This is a genomic window from Paenarthrobacter sp. CM16, assembly GCF_013179505.1.
Classification (GTDB): Bacteria; Actinomycetota; Actinomycetes; order Actinomycetales; family Micrococcaceae; genus Arthrobacter.
Map to the genome: position 1 here is coordinate 16,936 of NZ_JABMCX010000008.1, position 15,850 is coordinate 32,785.

At 59.7% G+C, this 15,850-nt stretch carries 11 protein-coding genes and 2 pseudogenes; 5 read left to right on the top strand and 8 right to left on the bottom strand.

The features are described from left to right. Positions 1 to 80: 80 nt before the first annotated feature. The 5 genes from HP499_RS01300 to HP499_RS01320 all read right to left on the bottom strand — a co-directional run bounded on the left by HP499_RS01300 (position 81) and on the right by HP499_RS01320 (position 6,913). Positions 81 to 1,793 carry an FAD-dependent monooxygenase gene (locus tag HP499_RS01300; protein ID WP_172322166.1) on the bottom strand — a complete coding sequence of 571 codons (1,713 nt, stop codon included), beginning with the start codon at positions 1,791 to 1,793 and terminating at the stop codon, positions 81 to 83. Between the two features lie 548 nt (positions 1,794 to 2,341). Continuing rightward, positions 2,342 to 3,139, bottom strand: coding sequence for a PaaX family transcriptional regulator C-terminal domain-containing protein (locus tag HP499_RS01305; protein ID WP_172322167.1), 798 nt, complete (start codon positions 3,137 to 3,139; stop codon positions 2,342 to 2,344). A gap of 31 nt (positions 3,140 to 3,170) precedes the next feature. Next, entirely contained in the window at positions 3,171 to 3,698 is a 528-nt protein-coding gene (locus HP499_RS01310) for a (2Fe-2S)-binding protein (RefSeq protein ID WP_172322168.1), read from the bottom strand. Between the two features lie 20 nt (positions 3,699 to 3,718). After that, positions 3,719 to 4,528, bottom strand: a complete 810-nt coding sequence (locus HP499_RS01315; protein ID WP_172322169.1) for a xanthine dehydrogenase family protein subunit M — start codon at positions 4,526 to 4,528, stop codon at positions 3,719 to 3,721. Next, the gene (locus HP499_RS01320; RefSeq protein WP_256378396.1) at positions 4,529 to 6,913 is read right to left on the bottom strand and encodes a xanthine dehydrogenase family protein molybdopterin-binding subunit; all 2,385 of its coding nucleotides are present in this window, start codon (positions 6,911 to 6,913) and stop codon (positions 4,529 to 4,531) included. A 492-nt stretch (positions 6,914 to 7,405) separates the two neighbouring features. Between HP499_RS01320 and HP499_RS01325 the strand changes: the two genes are divergently transcribed. Both HP499_RS01325 and HP499_RS01330 read left to right on the top strand, forming a co-directional pair. Further along, positions 7,406 to 8,557 carry an XdhC family protein gene (locus HP499_RS01325; protein ID WP_172322171.1) on the top strand — a complete coding sequence of 384 codons (1,152 nt, stop codon included), beginning with the start codon at positions 7,406 to 7,408 and terminating at the stop codon, positions 8,555 to 8,557. Positions 8,558 to 8,701: 144 nt separating this feature from the next. Then, positions 8,702 to 9,699 (top strand): annotated as a pseudogene (locus tag HP499_RS01330) (IS481 family transposase). Positions 9,700 to 9,851: 152 nt separating this feature from the next. On the opposite strand, the gene HP499_RS01335 reads toward HP499_RS01330, so the two are convergent. Together HP499_RS01335 and HP499_RS01340 are read right to left on the bottom strand one after the other, a co-directional pair. Beyond that, entirely contained in the window at positions 9,852 to 10,577 is a 726-nt protein-coding gene (locus HP499_RS01335) for a maleylpyruvate isomerase family mycothiol-dependent enzyme (protein WP_172322172.1), read from the bottom strand. A gap of 67 nt (positions 10,578 to 10,644) precedes the next feature. Beyond that, positions 10,645 to 11,724, bottom strand: a complete 1,080-nt coding sequence (locus HP499_RS01340; protein WP_172322173.1) for a cupin domain-containing protein — start codon at positions 11,722 to 11,724, stop codon at positions 10,645 to 10,647. Positions 11,725 to 12,064: 340 nt separating this feature from the next. Between HP499_RS01340 and HP499_RS01345 the strand changes: the two genes are divergently transcribed. Further along, complete coding sequence (locus HP499_RS01345) at positions 12,065 to 12,985, top strand: oxygenase MpaB family protein (protein ID WP_172322174.1); 921 nt, start codon at positions 12,065 to 12,067, stop codon at positions 12,983 to 12,985. 385 nt (positions 12,986 to 13,370) lie between these two features. Here HP499_RS01345 and HP499_RS01350 read toward each other — a convergent pair whose 3' ends face one another. Further along, positions 13,371 to 13,847 (bottom strand): helix-turn-helix domain-containing protein, encoded by a 477-nt coding sequence (locus HP499_RS01350; protein ID WP_172322175.1) that lies wholly within the window; start codon positions 13,845 to 13,847, stop codon positions 13,371 to 13,373. Between the two features lie 172 nt (positions 13,848 to 14,019). On the opposite strand from HP499_RS01350, the gene HP499_RS01355 reads away from it, so the two are divergent. Together HP499_RS01355 and HP499_RS01360 are read left to right on the top strand one after the other, a co-directional pair. Further along, the gene (locus HP499_RS01355) at positions 14,020 to 14,598 is read left to right on the top strand and encodes a PaaI family thioesterase (RefSeq protein WP_172322176.1); all 579 of its coding nucleotides are present in this window, start codon (positions 14,020 to 14,022) and stop codon (positions 14,596 to 14,598) included. A gap of 903 nt (positions 14,599 to 15,501) precedes the next feature. Continuing rightward, a pseudogene (locus HP499_RS01360) lies at positions 15,502 to 15,850 on the top strand (isocitrate lyase); the annotation flags it as partial.

Below are 15,850 nucleotides of genomic sequence, written 5' to 3' on the forward strand. Positions count from 1 at the left end.
GGTGGCCTTTCAGGCTGGCTGGGTTGACCGTGTTCATCGCCTGTGCGGGCTATGCACAGAACTGGAAGTCAATGGGCAAGTTATGCATGGATGGCCAGCTCTTCATCAAGGAGACCTTTGACCTGGGCGACGGGAACAGCGACGAGGTCGGTCCTGCCGGAGATGATCAGGGACGCTGCGACGTCGGCAGTGCAGTCGCGAAGCACGAGGGCTACCACGAAGCCGTGCCGGAGCCGGAGGATCTCCGCCACGCGCTGCTGGGCCACAGCGGCATCGGCGGCTGCCCTAATATCACCGTCATCAACGGGAGCGGCTTCTACGATGACCAGCGGATCGGCACCAAAGGCACCAACTGACTCCTTGACGAATTCTTCTGTCTGGTCAGGATGTGCTGGCGCACAGCACCAGATCCCGGACCCTTGGCCAGCGAAGATGGCAATTTCACGCTGGGTTCCGGGGCGGACCCGGCCATGCAGATCAGGGATTGCCGATTCCAGCTGTGCATCGATTGAGCCGCTGCCCGGGCCGACCGGGGTTGTCTGAGGGGCAAGACCAAGGATGCGTGAGGAGAAGCTGAGTTCTGAGTTGGCTTTGTATTCAGTGTTCAGAATCGGTGCCGTAGCGCTGCCCAGGAGGGCTCCGAGTGACCTTTTGACAAACTCCGGGTCGGACCGTTCCAGCCGGCGCCGTCCCAGCCGCCCGCTGCGGGTAAGGAAGTGGAAGGTGAACTGCGCCGCAGGCATCTCGGCGTATTCACCAAAGTGCTCCCACCAGGACAAGCTCGGGCGGGCGAGGTCCTGAATGCGGCGGACATCCTGGCGGCGCTCGTCCTCATAGCTGGAAAGTGCGGAGTCAACGTCCTGCTCTCCGGCTACGACTGCCGCGATCCGTTCCGCAAGGCACAGGGCATCTTCCATGGCCATCTTTGTGCCGGAGCCGACAGAAAAGTGAGCCGTGTGGGCTGCATCTCCCAAAAGTACCGTCTTGCTGTCCACCTTCCAGTCCCTGGTGCGCACAGTTCGGAAGTTGGCCCACCGGGAGTTGTTGACAATCATCCGGCCGCCGTCGAGGTGCTTGGCGAACAACTTTTCGACATAGGCGGCGGTTGCCTCATCGGACGCCCCGGGTGGCTGAGTTGTGTCGAAGGCGTCTAGGCCGGCGCGTCGCCACGTTGCTTCATCCGTTTCGACAACGAAGGTGCTTGCCTCGTTGTTGTAGGGGTACGCGTGAACAGCGAACCATCCGTGTTCGTTCTTCTCGAACAGGAATGTCATCTCATCGAAGACCTTTGTCGTACCGAACCAGATGAATTTCGCCGATGCGGTTTCTACTGTCGCGCCAAGATCTGCGGCCTGCTGAGTCCGCCACATGCTGTTTCCTCCGTCGGCAACGACGACGATGTCTGCATCTGCGAGTTCGGGGGACTCCGGAGTGATGAGCGTTTCGTAGTGCATTTCAGTGCCGGCGCGGTCTGCACGTTCATGCAGGACATTTAGGAGGCGGCGTCGCTCGATAGCCGAAAATCCGTTCCCGTCACAGCGCCACACTTCGTCCCGAATCTTGATGTCGATTCCCGGCCATTTGGCAGCGGAAGCAAAGAGCTCTTCGAATCCTGCCGGGTCATTGTTCTTCAGGTTTTGCATGGTGGGCTCACTGAAGACCACACCGAAACCGTAGGTGGCTCCCAGCGGGTTGCGCTCATAGAGCGTCACTTCTGCTGAGGGCACACGTTCTCCAAGCAAACTCGCCAGGTACAGACCGCCAGGTCCTCCGCCGATGATTGTTACCTTCATCCGGGCAACCTCTCTACTTGATGCCCGCAGGCACCGATGTCAGCTTTGACATCTCCCATAATTGAAACAGTAAATTTACGAAGTATCAAGACCCTGTTTCGTAAAATTGTGATGCGGCTCTCATTCAGTTGACGTGTAAGCAGTTTTAGAAGCCGCGGCGCAGTCGAACTCCGTGACGTATTGTCTGCTCATATGCAGCACGAAGAGCGGCCCTCCATAATGAAGGGCCGCTCTAGGTGGAGTACAGAAGTCAGTCCGGGGTGAAGAGGCGGCGAACCGCCGCTTTGTCGATCTTTCCGACCTTGGTCAAGGGCAGGTCATCGACGGAGCGAACCTGTTGCGGGATCTTGAACGCAGCCACGCCCGCTGCGAGCAGGCCGGAGCGAACCCACTCGACAGTGGGTGCTCGGATGGGTTGACCGGCACGATCACCGCACCTATGCCCTCACCGAGCGTCGTGTCGGGGGTCGCGACCACCGCCACCCGAAGCAGACCGGGAAGCGCGTAGCGGCCCTCCTCAATGAAGGGCTCCAACATGGGGACAGAGGTCAGCCCTGGGTCAGGCTCTCGTAGTACTTGACAGCCTCGGGACGAAGCCTGTCGAACGCCTGAAGAAACTTTGAGTGCGCCTCCACGGCCGGCCAGTCCGCGGGTAGCAGCTCCGGCGGAAGTCCAGGGTCCCGGAAGGGAAATTTGCGATAATCGTGAATGAGCCTGGTTCGTGTAATGAGGGCCGAGCGGCCAGTATACGCAGACTCGGAGGCGCTGATAATTTCATCGCATCTGGGGATAAAGGACCGGTACTCGTGCGCAAGTTCTTGGAGGTCCCAGCTTTGCGCTGCCCGCTCCCGGTCGTCTTTGAGACCTCGACTGCGGGCCTCAAAGAGGTCGTACTTAGCACTGGGCTCGCCTTGCAGCGCTTCTTCAGCCTCATCCAATTTGTCATGGGGGGCGAGCCAAGTGGCCGGGGCCAGTTGACCGAAACCGAGCCAAGACAGGGTGGTTTTCAATCTCGATCTTGCCGCCCGGTCACGTTCAGGGACACTGAAAATAACCAGGTACCAGATGCCATTCCACTTTTCCTGAGAGGGCGACTGCATGATGCGCTGCAGGCCCGAGTCAAGAAGATCCCATCCTTTTGCCGACGGCGTGTAGGTGCTGGTGCGACCCGCACGGGTGGCGTCGAACCATCCCTCCCTGGTAACCCTGGACATAATGACACGGGCCGAATCAGGGGCTACGTCAAAGCATTCGAGGAGAGCGGAGAGTTTCTGCAATGAAATAGATCCGCCATCCTCACGGATGTAATCGCCGAAAAGGTCAAAAACCACGGACCTTGCCTGCATGATGCCCGCCTCTCCTGATCCGAAACTCGATTCACCCGTTCAGGGCAGTTGCTTCTAATGGAGCAGCTGAGGTCACGTCCGGGTTGCCCGACGGAGCGTCTTTGCTGGCCTGCTGAACCGCTTTGATAATCTTGTCATAGCCAGTGCATCTGCAGAGGTTACCTTTGAGGCCCACACGAATTTCTTCTTCTGTCGGCTCGCTCTTCGTCTTGAGCAAGGCACAGGCGGACATGATCATGCCTGGAGTGCAGAATCCGCACTGCAGCGCTTGATTGCGGCTGAAAGCTTCCTGCATGGGATGTAGTTCCCCACCCTGGCTGAGCTGTTCAATTGTCGTGACCTCGCTGCCGTCGACCTCCGCGGCCATGACGCAGCAGGACTTCACTGTGGCGCCGTCAAGCTCCACTGTGCAGGCGCCGCAGTTACCGGTTTTGCAGCCGATGTGGGTGCCGGTGAGCTGAAAGTCGTCGCGGAGCATCACGGCGAGGGTCTTGCGGGCGTCAACGGAGTGCCGGACGGGCGTTCCGTTGATCGTGGTGTCTATTTCGAAGGTGCTCATAATTTCTCCTGAAGAACGCTCTAGTTACCCAGTGCAAGGTCAATAGCCCTGTGGGCCAGCACGCCGGCCATCGCGACCCTGTATTCGGCTGTTGCCATGTGGTCGGAATAGGACTCTTTGCAGGCGTCACGGGCGGCGCCTTCGAAGTCAGCATCAAGGTGGGATTCCACCACAATGGGACGATACTTTGCCCCCCCGAATCCGAGGGTTACTGAACGGTCATTCCTGACCAGAGCAACGACGTTGACCGTTGAATAGTTACCCATGACGCGGGCGAACCTGATGTAAGCGGTGCGTACCTCAGGTGCCAGAGTAGGGACGCGGACCTCTGTGATGATTTCATCGGGACGGACGACGGTTTCCAATCGGCCCACGTTGAGGTCCCGGACGGGCAGTTCGCGGGATGTGCCAGCGCTGTGCAGAACGGCGGTTGCTCCAAGGGCGCTGAGGACGGTCGGGTATTCAGCACCCGGGTATCCGTGGGCAAGGGAACCGCCGATAGTGCCGCGATTTCTTACCTGCACGTCCGCAATCTTGCTAGCAGCGTCAGCCAGGGGAGGACAAAGCCTGGCTATCCCAGGATTTGAGGCGATCTCCACGTGGGTGACTGTTCCCCCGATCCTGAGTAGATCACCGCGGCTTTCGATGAATTTCAGCTCGTCAATCCGCCTAAGGGAAACGAGACCTGTAGCCGTTCGGGTACCTAGGTTGATCAGCGGAAGCAGGCTCATTCCGCCACCAAGTGCCTGTGGTGTCCCCTCTCCGGACAGCAGCTCCAGAGCCTCCTCAACTGTCTTTGGGGCGTGGAAAGTGAATTCCTGGGGAAGCACTTAGACCATCTCCTTTTCGGGCGCTTGCGCAGCTTCGGCCATGACGTTTGTTTTAGCCGCTTGAATTGCGGTCCAGAGACGGCTGGGGGTGACTGGTAGTTCGGTCAAGCGAACACCCAGGTCACTAAGCGCATCCTCGATCGCCGCGGTGATGGCTCCCGGTGGACTTCCGACCCCCGACTCACCAACGCCTTTTGTGCCCAGAGGGGTGAAGGGCGACGGAGTGTTCTGGTGACCAACTTCGATGTCCACTGCTTCCTGGGACGTGACCATGGTGTAGTCCATGAAGCTTCTTGTGATGGGCTGCGCTTCGTCGTCATAGGCAACAAATTCATACAGTGTCGAACCTATCCCCTGCGTGATGGCCCCCTGCAACTGGGCCTCCGCCAGGAGCGGGTTCACAATTGGCCCGCAGTCATGAATGAGAACAAACTTCTCCACTTTCACCACGCCGGTTTCAGGATCAACTTCGACGACGGCTCCCGAACTGGCATTGGACCATGTTGGGTAGCCGTTGAATTTTCCGTCCACCTCCGGCTGATGGTAAACGTTGCCTATTTTGAAGCTTTTTGTCGTGTCCAACCCGGGATCGGTGTTGTCCATGTGTTTGCCATGGGGAAAGAGGTACACCTGCTGCACTACCTCGCTGAACGTAACCGTCGCCTCGGGAGCCTCGGTAGAGCTGAACACATCTTCCGTGATGCTCACTGTGTCCGCCGAAACGCCCAGCATGCTGGCCGCTACCGTTGTCATCTGCTTCTTGATCTCCAAAGCCGCCAGGTGTGCCGCGGAACCGCCCAGCATAAGCGATCTGGAACTGTAGTTGCCCGAACCCATAGGGCACGAGTCCGTGTCTCCCTGTGTGACACGTATTCTGTTCAGGCTGCAGCCCAGCGCATCTGCAACGATCTGGGCGATGCCGGTTTCGTTGCCTGTCCCGGGAGATGTAACACCGGTCAGGACCGAGACGTCACCTCCGGGAGTTACTCGAACAGTAGAAGCTTCGTAGCCGGCATAAAGACTGCCGGGCATGCAGAAGCCCTCCGGTGTCAGTTCTTGGCCCAGCCCGATCCCGAGGTACTTTCCCTGCCTGCGGGCTTCGGCTTTGCGTGCGGCAAATCCTTCGAAATCAAGCTTCTCCAAAAGCTTATCCAGTGTTCCGGCATAGTTGCCGCTGTCCAGGATGGCGCCCGTCGGCTGCATGAATGGGAATTCGTTTTCGGGAATGAAATTCCGGTGACGCACGACGGAACTGGGAAGTCCGGCCTCTTTGGCAACATGTTCGACGACCCGGTCGAGGAAGAACGACGCCGTGTCCTTGCCGTAGCCCCGGTACGCCTGCCAAGGGCTCTTATTGGTGACGACTGCTATGAGTTCGGTCTCAAGATTGGCGATCTTGTAGGGCCCCGGTACGCAGAGCCAGGTCACGTAGGCCATCCCCCAGCCGGCAAGGGCAATCGGTGCACCAACATCGGCGATCATCCGCATCTGCAGCGATGTTATGGCTCCATCTGAACTGAAGGCGGCGGTGTACTCCGCCTCTACATCCCGGGCGTGCCCGGCTGCGAGGAGGTGCTCTTGGCGGTCTTCTATCCACCTGACGGTCCGCTGTGTCCGCTTTGCCATGTAGGAGGTAAGAACCTCTTCCTGCGTCGTGGGGCACTTGATGCCGAAAGCACCCCCCACGTCAGGCTGGATGACCCTCACATCATTTTCGGACAACCTCATGGCCTCAGCGAGGTAGGTCCGCAAGACGTGGGGGGCCTGAGTTGAGGACCAGCAGGTTAGACGCTTCCGGTGCTGGTCCCAGGAAGCAACCACGCCGCGGGTTTCAACAGGTGAAGCCTGGATTCGAGCCGACTTGATACGCCCGCTTACGGTGCCGGCAGCGTCCCGTAATGCCTGCTCCGGATCTCCTGTGACCAGTTTCTGCCGGATCAGGACGTTGTCGGTCCATCCGGGCTCGACCAGGGGCGCTCCTTCCGCAAGCGCCGCTTCCGCATTGGGGATGACAGGGAGCAGTTCGTAATCTACTTCGATCAGATCGCGTGCAGCCAGAGCTGTCGCTTCGTCTTCCGCCAGAACAGCAGCTACTGCTTCGCCAACGTAGCGGGCCCGATCCACGCACAGGGCGTACCACGGCGCATACTGGGCTCCCAACGCCCTGGTGTTAATGGCCTCAGGGATGGGATTTGTGTTTTCGCGGATCTCGGAGGGCGTCAAGACGTAAATTACACCTTCAACCGCCTGCGCTTGGGAGGTATCGATCGACTTGATCCGAGCGTTGGGGTGGGGGCTGCGAAGGACGACCATTGTCGCCACGCCCCGCGGCTGAACGTCTGCTATGTATGAACCGCCTCCTGCTACAAGACGATCATTGTTCATGCCCTTGATGGGTTTACCAACGTTAACCACAAGTGCACCTTCCTTGGTGATTGTTTGGGGAGGTCGTGGGGTTTGCGCCACAAATCGGATTCTGCTTACGGTGACCGGAGCAGCCCGCCGATGCAGCGGAGCGCAGAATTATCACTTCGCTCACGGGGGAAACATGCTGATGGCTTCGCCCGCGGCGACTCCTTGGCGTGTTCGTTACCGGCCTGTCCTGGGACAAACAGTGTCGAGCCCCGTGGCTCCGAGTGCGATATAGATGCGTCGACATTGGCGCTCGTATCGTCCTTTCGATCCTTGCCCCCTTTGGCATAATTAGCGTATCATTACGAAATACGTTCGTCTATGAGATGTTTCAAAAAAAATCCGATCGCGGTCGGGGACAGTGTGGATCCTGACGGCCAACGCATGCTGCAAAGGGCTTGACGTTCCAGGAGCCGGATCGCAGCTTTGGCACTGAGCGCGGAACATGAAAGGCGGGACAACAGCATGAAGGAAGTCATTTCCGAGCTCTCCAGACAGCTCGCCCTGGGACAGCCGGTGGCGCTGGCAACGGTCGTTCGGACGCAGCACTCCGCCCCCCGCCCGGAGGGTTCTTCGATGCTTCGCCTTCATGACGGAAGTGCCGTCGGTTCCATATCCGGCGGGTGCGTTGAAGGGGCGGTCTATGAACTCGGGGCTGCCGTACTGGCATCGGGGAAGCCCGAGTTGGAGACCTACGGGTTCAGTGACGACGATGCATTTGCCGTCGGCCTTACATGCGGAGGCATGCTGGACGTCTTCGTGGAACCCGTCACGGGAGAAAGCTTCCCCGAACTTGATTCCCTCGCGGCCGCCATCGGCGCTGACCGGCCAGTGGCCCTGGCTACCGTAATCGCCAGTCCCGAGCCAAACTCCGTTGGACGTCATTTGGTCATCGATGCTAGACGCGTCAGGGGAACCACAGGAGATCCCAGGGCAGACAACGTCATCGCTGACGATGCACGTGGACTCCTTGCATCCGGCACGTCTTCAATCCTGACGTACGGACCGGAGGGCCAGCGGCTCGGCACGGGAGTGCAGATCTTCGTGAATTCATTCGCCCCTAAGCCGCGAATGATCGTATTTGGTGCAGTTGATTTTGCATCAGCTCTTGCTCAGCAAGGGAAGTTTCTTGGCTATCACGTAACCGTATGCGACGCGCGGCCTATCTTTGCCACACCCGCCCGCTTCCCGAGCGCCGACGCTGTGGTCGTCCAATGGCCTCACAAATACCTGGAAGATGAGGCCTCTGCCGGGCGCATCGACGCCAATACTGTTTTGTGTGTCCTGACTCACGACCCAAAGTTCGATGTGCCGGTCATTGATGTAGCTTTGCGGCTCCCGGCCATCGGCTATCTCGGGGCCATGGGCTCTCAGCGCACCCATCAAGACAGGGTCGCCCGGCTGCTAAGTGTGGGACTCCTGGAAGAGCAGATTTCCCGCGTGGCAAGCCCGATTGGCTTGGACATTGGTGGACGGACTCCAGAAGAGACTGCAGTCTCCATAGCCGCCGAGATAGTCGCTTCCCGGTGGGGAGGCAGCGGCAGGCCATTGAGCAATAACCGAGGTCGCATACACTCCCCGGACCGCCGGATCGTGGTCAGTGCGACGGCCGGCTAGTCGATCCGACTAGCTGTACTGCCCGGGGAGGTTGGTTGAGGCCGTGTGAGGACACGGCGTGAGATTTCCGGGATGACGAAGGCCTCCTAGGTGTGGAGTGGAGCTGTCTAGTCTAAGAAACCGCTGCACACCTAGGAGGCCTTCGTGTCCCACGCTAACGCAATGTTGACCCCAAAAGCCCGTTTGAAGCTCGCCCAATTGGTCGTTGAACAGCATTGGACGATCACCGAGGCAGCCAAGCACTACATGGTCTCCTGGCCCACCGCTAAACGTTGGTTCACCCGCTACCTCGAACGCGTGCCCGAATGAATGGAGGACAAGTCATCCCGTCCCCGCCGCAGCCCCAACCGGACCCCGGGGAAACTGGTCAAGCGCATCGTTGCCCTGCGATGGCCCAAGCGGATGGGGCCGGTGCAGATCGCCGGGCGGCTAGGCATTCCGGCCTCGACCGTGCACGCCGTCCTGGTCCGCTGCCGGATCAACCGGCTGCGCTACATCGACCGGCTCACCGGCGAAACGATCCGCCGCTACGAACGCACGGCCCCAGGCGAGATGCTCCACGTCGATGTCACCAAGTTCGGGAACATCCCCGACGGCGGCGGCCACCGCTACCTTGGCAGGTCGAGGGCGGAAAGAATTCCAGAACCTCAGCGGCGCGCAGCGGCTACACCCGCTCCAGCAAACACCCCAGAAACGGCACCGCCTACGTTCACACGGTCTTGGATGACTACTCCCGTGTTGCCTACGCTGAAATCCACCACGATGAGAAAGCCGTCACTGCCGTCGCCGTTCTCCAGCGGGCCGTGGCCTGGTTCGCCGGGCAGGGGATCATCACCACACGGGTGCTCTCGGACAACGGATCCGCCTACGTCTCCAAGGCCTGGAAAGCCGCCTGCGCCGAGCTGGACATCACCGCGAAACGAACCCGCCCCTACAGGCCCCAGACCAACGGAAAAATCGAACGGTTCCACCGCACACTCAACGACGGCTGGGCCTACGCCAAGTTCTACGGCACCGAAACAACCCGCAGAGAAGCCCTACCCGGCTGGATTCACTACTACAATCACCACAGGCCCCACATCGCACTCGGGAACAGGCCACCCGTCAGCCGGCTAAACAACCTCCCTGAGCAGTACAACTAGCCGGCCCGACCGGCCTCCATTGCTCTTTACATGCTAACGCCGTTGGTAAGAATTGCCGTGTCGCTCCGGGGTTACGCCGCCCTGAGCGATAGACGTAAGGCCGTTTTCATGATCTCTGGCACAAAAAGCCTCGCCCGTGGTGGCTTCGGGGCCTAGACCCACAACCGTCGCTCCGACAACACCCTGCCGTTCGACGCTGTGAGTATGCCTCTGCCCGATGCCCATTTGGCGAGCTCATATGCAGACCGCTGCCTCTGGTGCGCCCATTCATAGGCTGATACTGGCTGAACATCAAGGCCGGACATGATCGTGGACTCCTCACGGACCTGTACCGTCAAGCCCGAGTCTTCAGAGAGGTCCGACAATATTCGGGAGACGAACTGGTGGGGCAAGGATGAAAAGGACAATCCCGTATTCAGGTCCAGGGCTCGAAGCCACACTTCCCGCGCCCTCAACCACACCATGGCCTTCAACGTGACGGCGTCATTGTCTCGTTGTACAGCCAGTGACCACCGATCGTCCCTCAAATCACGCCATGCAACGCTCAGGTGAACGGCAGCGTGTTCTGAGAGGTTCCTCAGCGACTGCGGTGGAAGCGTCGAGGCAAACGCAGCCTCAGAATTCACTCGCGCTTCGGATGTCACGAGAGTTGAGCTGCCACTCTCAGCATCGTCGGCAAGGAGAGCTATGTCGCGGGCATTCAATGCCACGTGCGCAATCAGTCGGCGTCGGCTCCAGCCGGGGACGAGCGATGGATCATCCAGCTCTTTGTCCCCGGCCTGCTTTAGAGCACGGTTATAAAAGGCCTGACCACGTCGGGCGAGGAGTAGGTCAGCTACGAGGTCCTGATCAGTTGCCTTATCTGTTCGGGCAGCCATTGGAAGTTCCTTTTTGCCTGGGAGGGTGCGCAGACATGAGGGCCTGGCGCCCAGAGATGGTTGCGAGCTAGTTTTTAGCGCCGGGGATGAAGGTCCTGGAAAAATTCAAACGGTCCATGATCGGGCCATCGTTGTAGCGGAAGAGGTCAAATTCCGTATCCGCATGCAAAGACCATGAGACCCAACTGGGCACGGCAAAAAGGTCGCCTTTTTCGAGCTTGGTCTCAACGCCCCCGAGTACAACTGTTCCGGTTCCCTCAAAAACCTGCCAGACTGACGAGCCAACTTCGTGCCGGGTGGGTGTGTCCGCGCCTGCCCGCAGCCTGTGGAACTCGCAGCGCAGAGTCGGCATGACATCCCCGCCTGTTGTCGGGTTTACATAGCGGATGGCCGCGTGTCCTTGCTCGACAGTCGCTGGATGGCCTTCGTCTTCAAGCCTCAGCTGTTCGCGCAAGGCAGCGTCGGTATATTCCCATCGGTATGCTGCAAGCGGCGAACAGGTCTTGTTGTCAAGCTCCGAGAGCGGGCGCAGGCCGGGATGGGCCCAGAGCCTCTCGCTTCGAGAGACGGACGGAGATGCTTCATCGGTGACGCGCTCAGACCCGAATTCGAAGAAGCCCACATCCATGTACCTGGAGAAGGGAACGTCCAAGCCATCGATCCACGCCATTGGCTTATCGGTGTCGTTGTGATGACCGTGGAAGTTCCATCCTGGAGTCAGGAGGAGGTCCCCGCGTCTCATGGCGACGGGGTCACCGTTCACTACAGTCCAGACTCCCTCGCCCTCAACGACAAAACGGAAGGCATTCTGGGCGTGGCGGTGTTCGGGTGCGGTCTCGTGTCCACCGAGGTACTGGATGGCGCACCATAGGGTGGGAGTGGCATACGCGGTGCCCACCAACCCGGGGTTGGCAAGGCCGATTGCCCGGCGCTCTCCGCCGCGCCCAACCGGCACGAGCTCCCCGCTCCTCTCGGCGATGTCGAACAGAGTGCGCCACCTCCACACAAAGGGAACGGCATCCGACTCAGGCACCATGGGCATCAGGTCATCGCGCTGCGTCCAGAGCGGGGCGAGGCTGTTGGCCTCAAAATCCGAATACAGCTTGGTAAGTTCCGGTGTAAGTGCGTTCTCATTTGTCGACTGCATGGCAGGCTCCCTCGTCATCGAAAAGACCAATGCGAAACATCATTGGTACGAACTGTAATAGAGTGTTTCATAAAAGACAAGGAGTTCGCTGCTCCAAGCTGTTTGCCCGGTGCTACCCGCAGCAGGCTGGTAGATGCGTTTCGAATGGCTATGACGCAACTGCCCAAGCAGCACCATAAGCTGCGGACCCTTCGGCCGAAGGGAAAAGCCCCGACGGACTACAGCCCAGAGCCCCACCGCCGCCCGGGCCAAGTCCTAAACGGCGGTCTTTCTTAGCGACCTGAACGCGGCAAGCTCATGAGTGGATGGCGAAGCGGTTCCCGGAACGAATGGAGGAGTAATGCACAACTTCTACAAGCGATGGCAGGGTGAGCTCAAACGGGCTTTTACAGGCACTCCGGATGCCACCCCCGATTGGGTGCTCCGTCTGGCCGATGGTGACGACAACGGCTACTATCTGCCTGGTTCGGCCGTCTGGGCCGTTCACGGAAGCATGTCAACCATTATCGCCGGAATCCGGGCGCTACTCATGCAGACTCTTCACCCCGGAGCCCTTGCGGGTGTAAACGATCACTCGCGCTTCCGGGCAGACCCGTTGGGGCGACTGGCAGGGACCATCCGGTGGGTCTTTACCGTCTCATACGGATCGACAGCAGCTGCACATTCAGCATCCGACTGGGTAACCCGCCTGCATCAGCACGTCCACGGTGAGTACATGGACAGAAGTGGCAGACCCCGACGGTATGCGGCGAACGATCCTGAACTGCTTCTCTGGGTCCACATAACCTACACCGACGCCTTCCTCAGCGCCCACAAACTCTGGGGAGGCAGGATCCCCGGTGGACCGGATGCATACGTGAGCGAATGGGCCACGGCTGGACTTCTTATGGGAGTCGAGTCCCCGCCGATGACCGAAAAGGACATGCGCCAACAGCTGGAGCGATGGTACGACAACGGTGAGCTCGTAGCTGATGAGAGGGTTAAAGAAACCGTGTCGTTCATTCGCAATCCGCCTCTTCACTCGCTACTCAGGCCGGGTTACCACTTGCTTTTCGCAGCCGCCGTGATGAGCCTGGAGCCAAAGTACCGGAAGTTGCTTGGCGTCAGGACACCAACCCTTGGCCCCCTACCACTCCCCATAAAGGCGGCAGCCCGGGTGGCCCTTGTCCTCGTGCACATTGCGCTAGGGCGGGTGTCACCGAGTGAGAAGGCTGCACGCAAACGGCTCCGCCGGATAGCGGGCTCGAACATGCGGCGTTGATCGGCGACAGAAAAGCCCAAGAGCTGAACAAAGGCCCACCACACAGTTCAAAACCAGCAGCCTACCGATGACAACCATCTTTCAACGATGCGCAGCCGACCGCGGCGGACGGTAAAGCGCGTCCCGGCGATTTTCAAGCAGGCTTCGCTCAAGCGTCTATGAATTCACTCACGACGACGATTGCACCTCGGTTTAGGCCGCCGGACCTATCCGCGCGAACGCTTTTTGGCCTATCAAGAACCCCGCGTTCCTGGGCAGCAGCGCCGGGTGCCAGAAATGCCTCGAATACCTCGCCGGGTAAGCATTCACCCAACCAACGTTTCACGGATGGTCTCGAATAACGACGATCTCATCATCAGGCTCTGTTCGGCCCTTGTTGTTACTGCTACGACGCCGGATCCGCGCCGGCCGCTGACACGAGCGGCCCGAACATCAGACTTCCTGGGGTGAACTCGTCCCCGCATTCAGCGCACGACAACACCGGTTTCAGGTCGGCCCCGCAAGTGTGCCGGTAGGAGGAGCGGGGTGTCTCGTCGCGCATCCATGTGCTGCTCCACGCTGCCAGTGAAATGAGGATGGGCGCGACTTCGGCTCCTGAGGTTGTGAGGTGGTACTCGTAGCGCGGAGGGCGCTCGGAGTATTGGACACGCTCGATCACGCTGTGGCTTTCGAGAGTGCGCAAGCGGCCTGCCAGGATGTCGCGGGACGCGCCGGTATTTCCAGCGATCTGATCGAACCGGTGAACGCCCAAGGACATCTCACGAAGCGCCAGCAGCGCCCACCTCTCCCCCAGGACCCCGAGGCCCGTCGCAATGAAACACGCTCTGGGGCCATCTGCTGTCTTGTCGGCTGGATTCTTCAATCGTTCCTCTGCTTTCAGTACCTTTCCTCGAGTATATGAGTTAGTTGGAGAATCCAACCTACTCAGTTACTGTGATGTTCCAAGGTCACGACAAGCACGTCGCCGCCTTTCTAGGATCAGGAGAATCCATGCCATTGCTATCTGACGCCGCCCTGGCCGCCAACACCCCGGCATGACCACAGCAATCCCCAGCCCACAGAGCCCCAAGGAGGAATCCCCGGTGGCAGCGAACACCCCGGCACAACGCTCGGAAACCTTTACCTGGATTGATCCGGCAATCGCACTGGAGAAACTTCCCCACTTGTCGGGCCTGGAATACTTTTCCGGCCTCCGCGACGGCAGCATCGACCCGCCGCCGATTGCTTCGCTCATGAAATTCGAGTTCATCAACGCGAGCTACGGACAGGTCGAGTTCCAGTGCACACCTGGCGAAGCGCACTATAACCCCCTCGGAATGGTCCACGGCGGCCTCGCATGCACACTCCTGGACACAGTCCTCGGCTGCGCAGCACACACCATCCTGGATGCGGGAATTGGTTACACCTCCATCGACTTGGCGGTTAAGTACCTGCGACCCATCACACTCCAGCAGGGTCCACTACGCGCAGATGCATCAGTGGTGAAATCCGGGCCGCGGGTCATCTTCACCGAGGGCCGCCTCAGCACCACCGACGGAAAGCTCCTCGCCACCGCCACCAGCGCGCTGCTCATCTTTCCCCACCAACCCGGCACCGCAAAAGCATTTGAATGATAGAGGCGCATCCGTTACCTAAAAAGCTGCCGCTCCTCGGGTTCAGCTTTTGGTCTGGCATGCGCGCTGACCCGCATCAACGTATCCTCTGGGCCGGCCAGCCCTAGGGGTGTCTGGTCCCCGTCAGGGCCTCACTTGCCGCTACCTGTGGGGGTTGCCTTGACATGACGGCAAGGCAACCCCACACACAACGCGGCTGGAACTCAGCTAACTCTGTGAAGCCAGCACTCTAAACTCTCACGTCAGGCATCTCATATTCGTTGCCTACTACATGACGGCGATAGTGGTCCTCTGCTTGGTCAATTACTTCGCACTCCCCGAAACCGCAGCAAAGGCCGGCGTGCAATCGTCGCTCCGGCAGATCCCGGAGTATTGACAGGTGAGCACCTGGGCGCGTCGACAAAGATCGGCACGAATGGTTCGCGGAGGTAAATGCCGACGGCCCACAGCCGTAGGCCCTCTACGTCATCTGGCGTGGTAGCTCACCGCCCATGACCTCTCATATCGGGCTATATGACAGTCTGCCTCGCCTTGAGTAGCTGTCCGGCGGCCATCGATGACTTTCCTGAGTGATCTGCGCTCAGGCGAAAGCCGATCGGCTTGAAGACGCTGCGCTCGAACAGCCACACCGGGGCAATGTTCTCCTTCTGGTTGGTAGTAAATGGGTCCGTTGGGTGAGCGTTACCGCGGCATTTCGCGACGAGGGCTCGCGTGACTCTTGGCCAAAGGCCGTTTTTTGAGAATACGCGAAGAAGTGCATTTCTTTCCACGCTTTTCCTCTAGTAACCCTCTTGGAAGTGCAGAAAAGTAGGTCTTACGAAAAGAAATACAGATCCCGGACAAGCCGGCCGACGCAGCAAAGGCGCAGCGGAGGCCGGCCCGGGCACCACATAGGAGATAAAAATGACCGCATCATTTGAACCCGCAGAGCAGTCCGCAGAGCAGCAGGCCGCAGCGCTGGAACTTGAATGGTCCGCCAACCCGCGTTGGGAAGGCGTCACCCGCGATTACTCGGCCACCGACGTCGTCCGCCTCCGCGGTCGCGTCTCCGAAGAGCACACCCTGGCCCGCCGCGGTTCGGAGAAGCTCTGGAAGCAGCTCACCGAGGGAGCCCCCACGGGCGGCTACACCAACGCTTTGGGCGCACTGACCGGAAACCAGGCAGTGCAGCAGGTCAAGGCCGGACTCCGCGCCATCTACCTCTCCGGCTGGCAGGTCGCCGCAGACGCCAACCTCTCCGGCCAGACCTACC

Excerpts from the sequence above, each read along its gene's own strand:
- HP499_RS01300 (WP_172322166.1), bottom strand. The coding sequence starts at position 1,793 with ATGAAGGTAACAATCATCGGCGGAGGACCTGGCGGTCTGTACCTGGCG.
- HP499_RS01320 (WP_256378396.1), bottom strand. The coding sequence starts at position 6,913 with ATGAACAATGATCGTCTTGTAGCAGGAGGCGGTTCATACATAGCAGAC.
- HP499_RS01340 (WP_172322173.1), bottom strand. The coding sequence starts at position 11,724 with ATGCAGTCGACAAATGAGAACGCACTTACACCGGAACTTACCAAGCTG.
- HP499_RS01305 (WP_172322167.1), bottom strand. The coding sequence starts at position 3,139 with ATGCAGGCAAGGTCCGTGGTTTTTGACCTTTTCGGCGATTACATCCGT.
- HP499_RS01335 (WP_172322172.1), bottom strand. The coding sequence starts at position 10,577 with ATGGCTGCCCGAACAGATAAGGCAACTGATCAGGACCTCGTAGCTGAC.
- HP499_RS01345 (WP_172322174.1), top strand. The coding sequence starts at position 12,065 with ATGCACAACTTCTACAAGCGATGGCAGGGTGAGCTCAAACGGGCTTTT.
- HP499_RS01310 (WP_172322168.1), bottom strand. The coding sequence starts at position 3,698 with ATGAGCACCTTCGAAATAGACACCACGATCAACGGAACGCCCGTCCGG.
- HP499_RS01355 (WP_172322176.1), top strand. The coding sequence starts at position 14,020 with ATGACCACAGCAATCCCCAGCCCACAGAGCCCCAAGGAGGAATCCCCG.
- HP499_RS01325 (WP_172322171.1), top strand. The coding sequence starts at position 7,406 with ATGAAGGAAGTCATTTCCGAGCTCTCCAGACAGCTCGCCCTGGGACAG.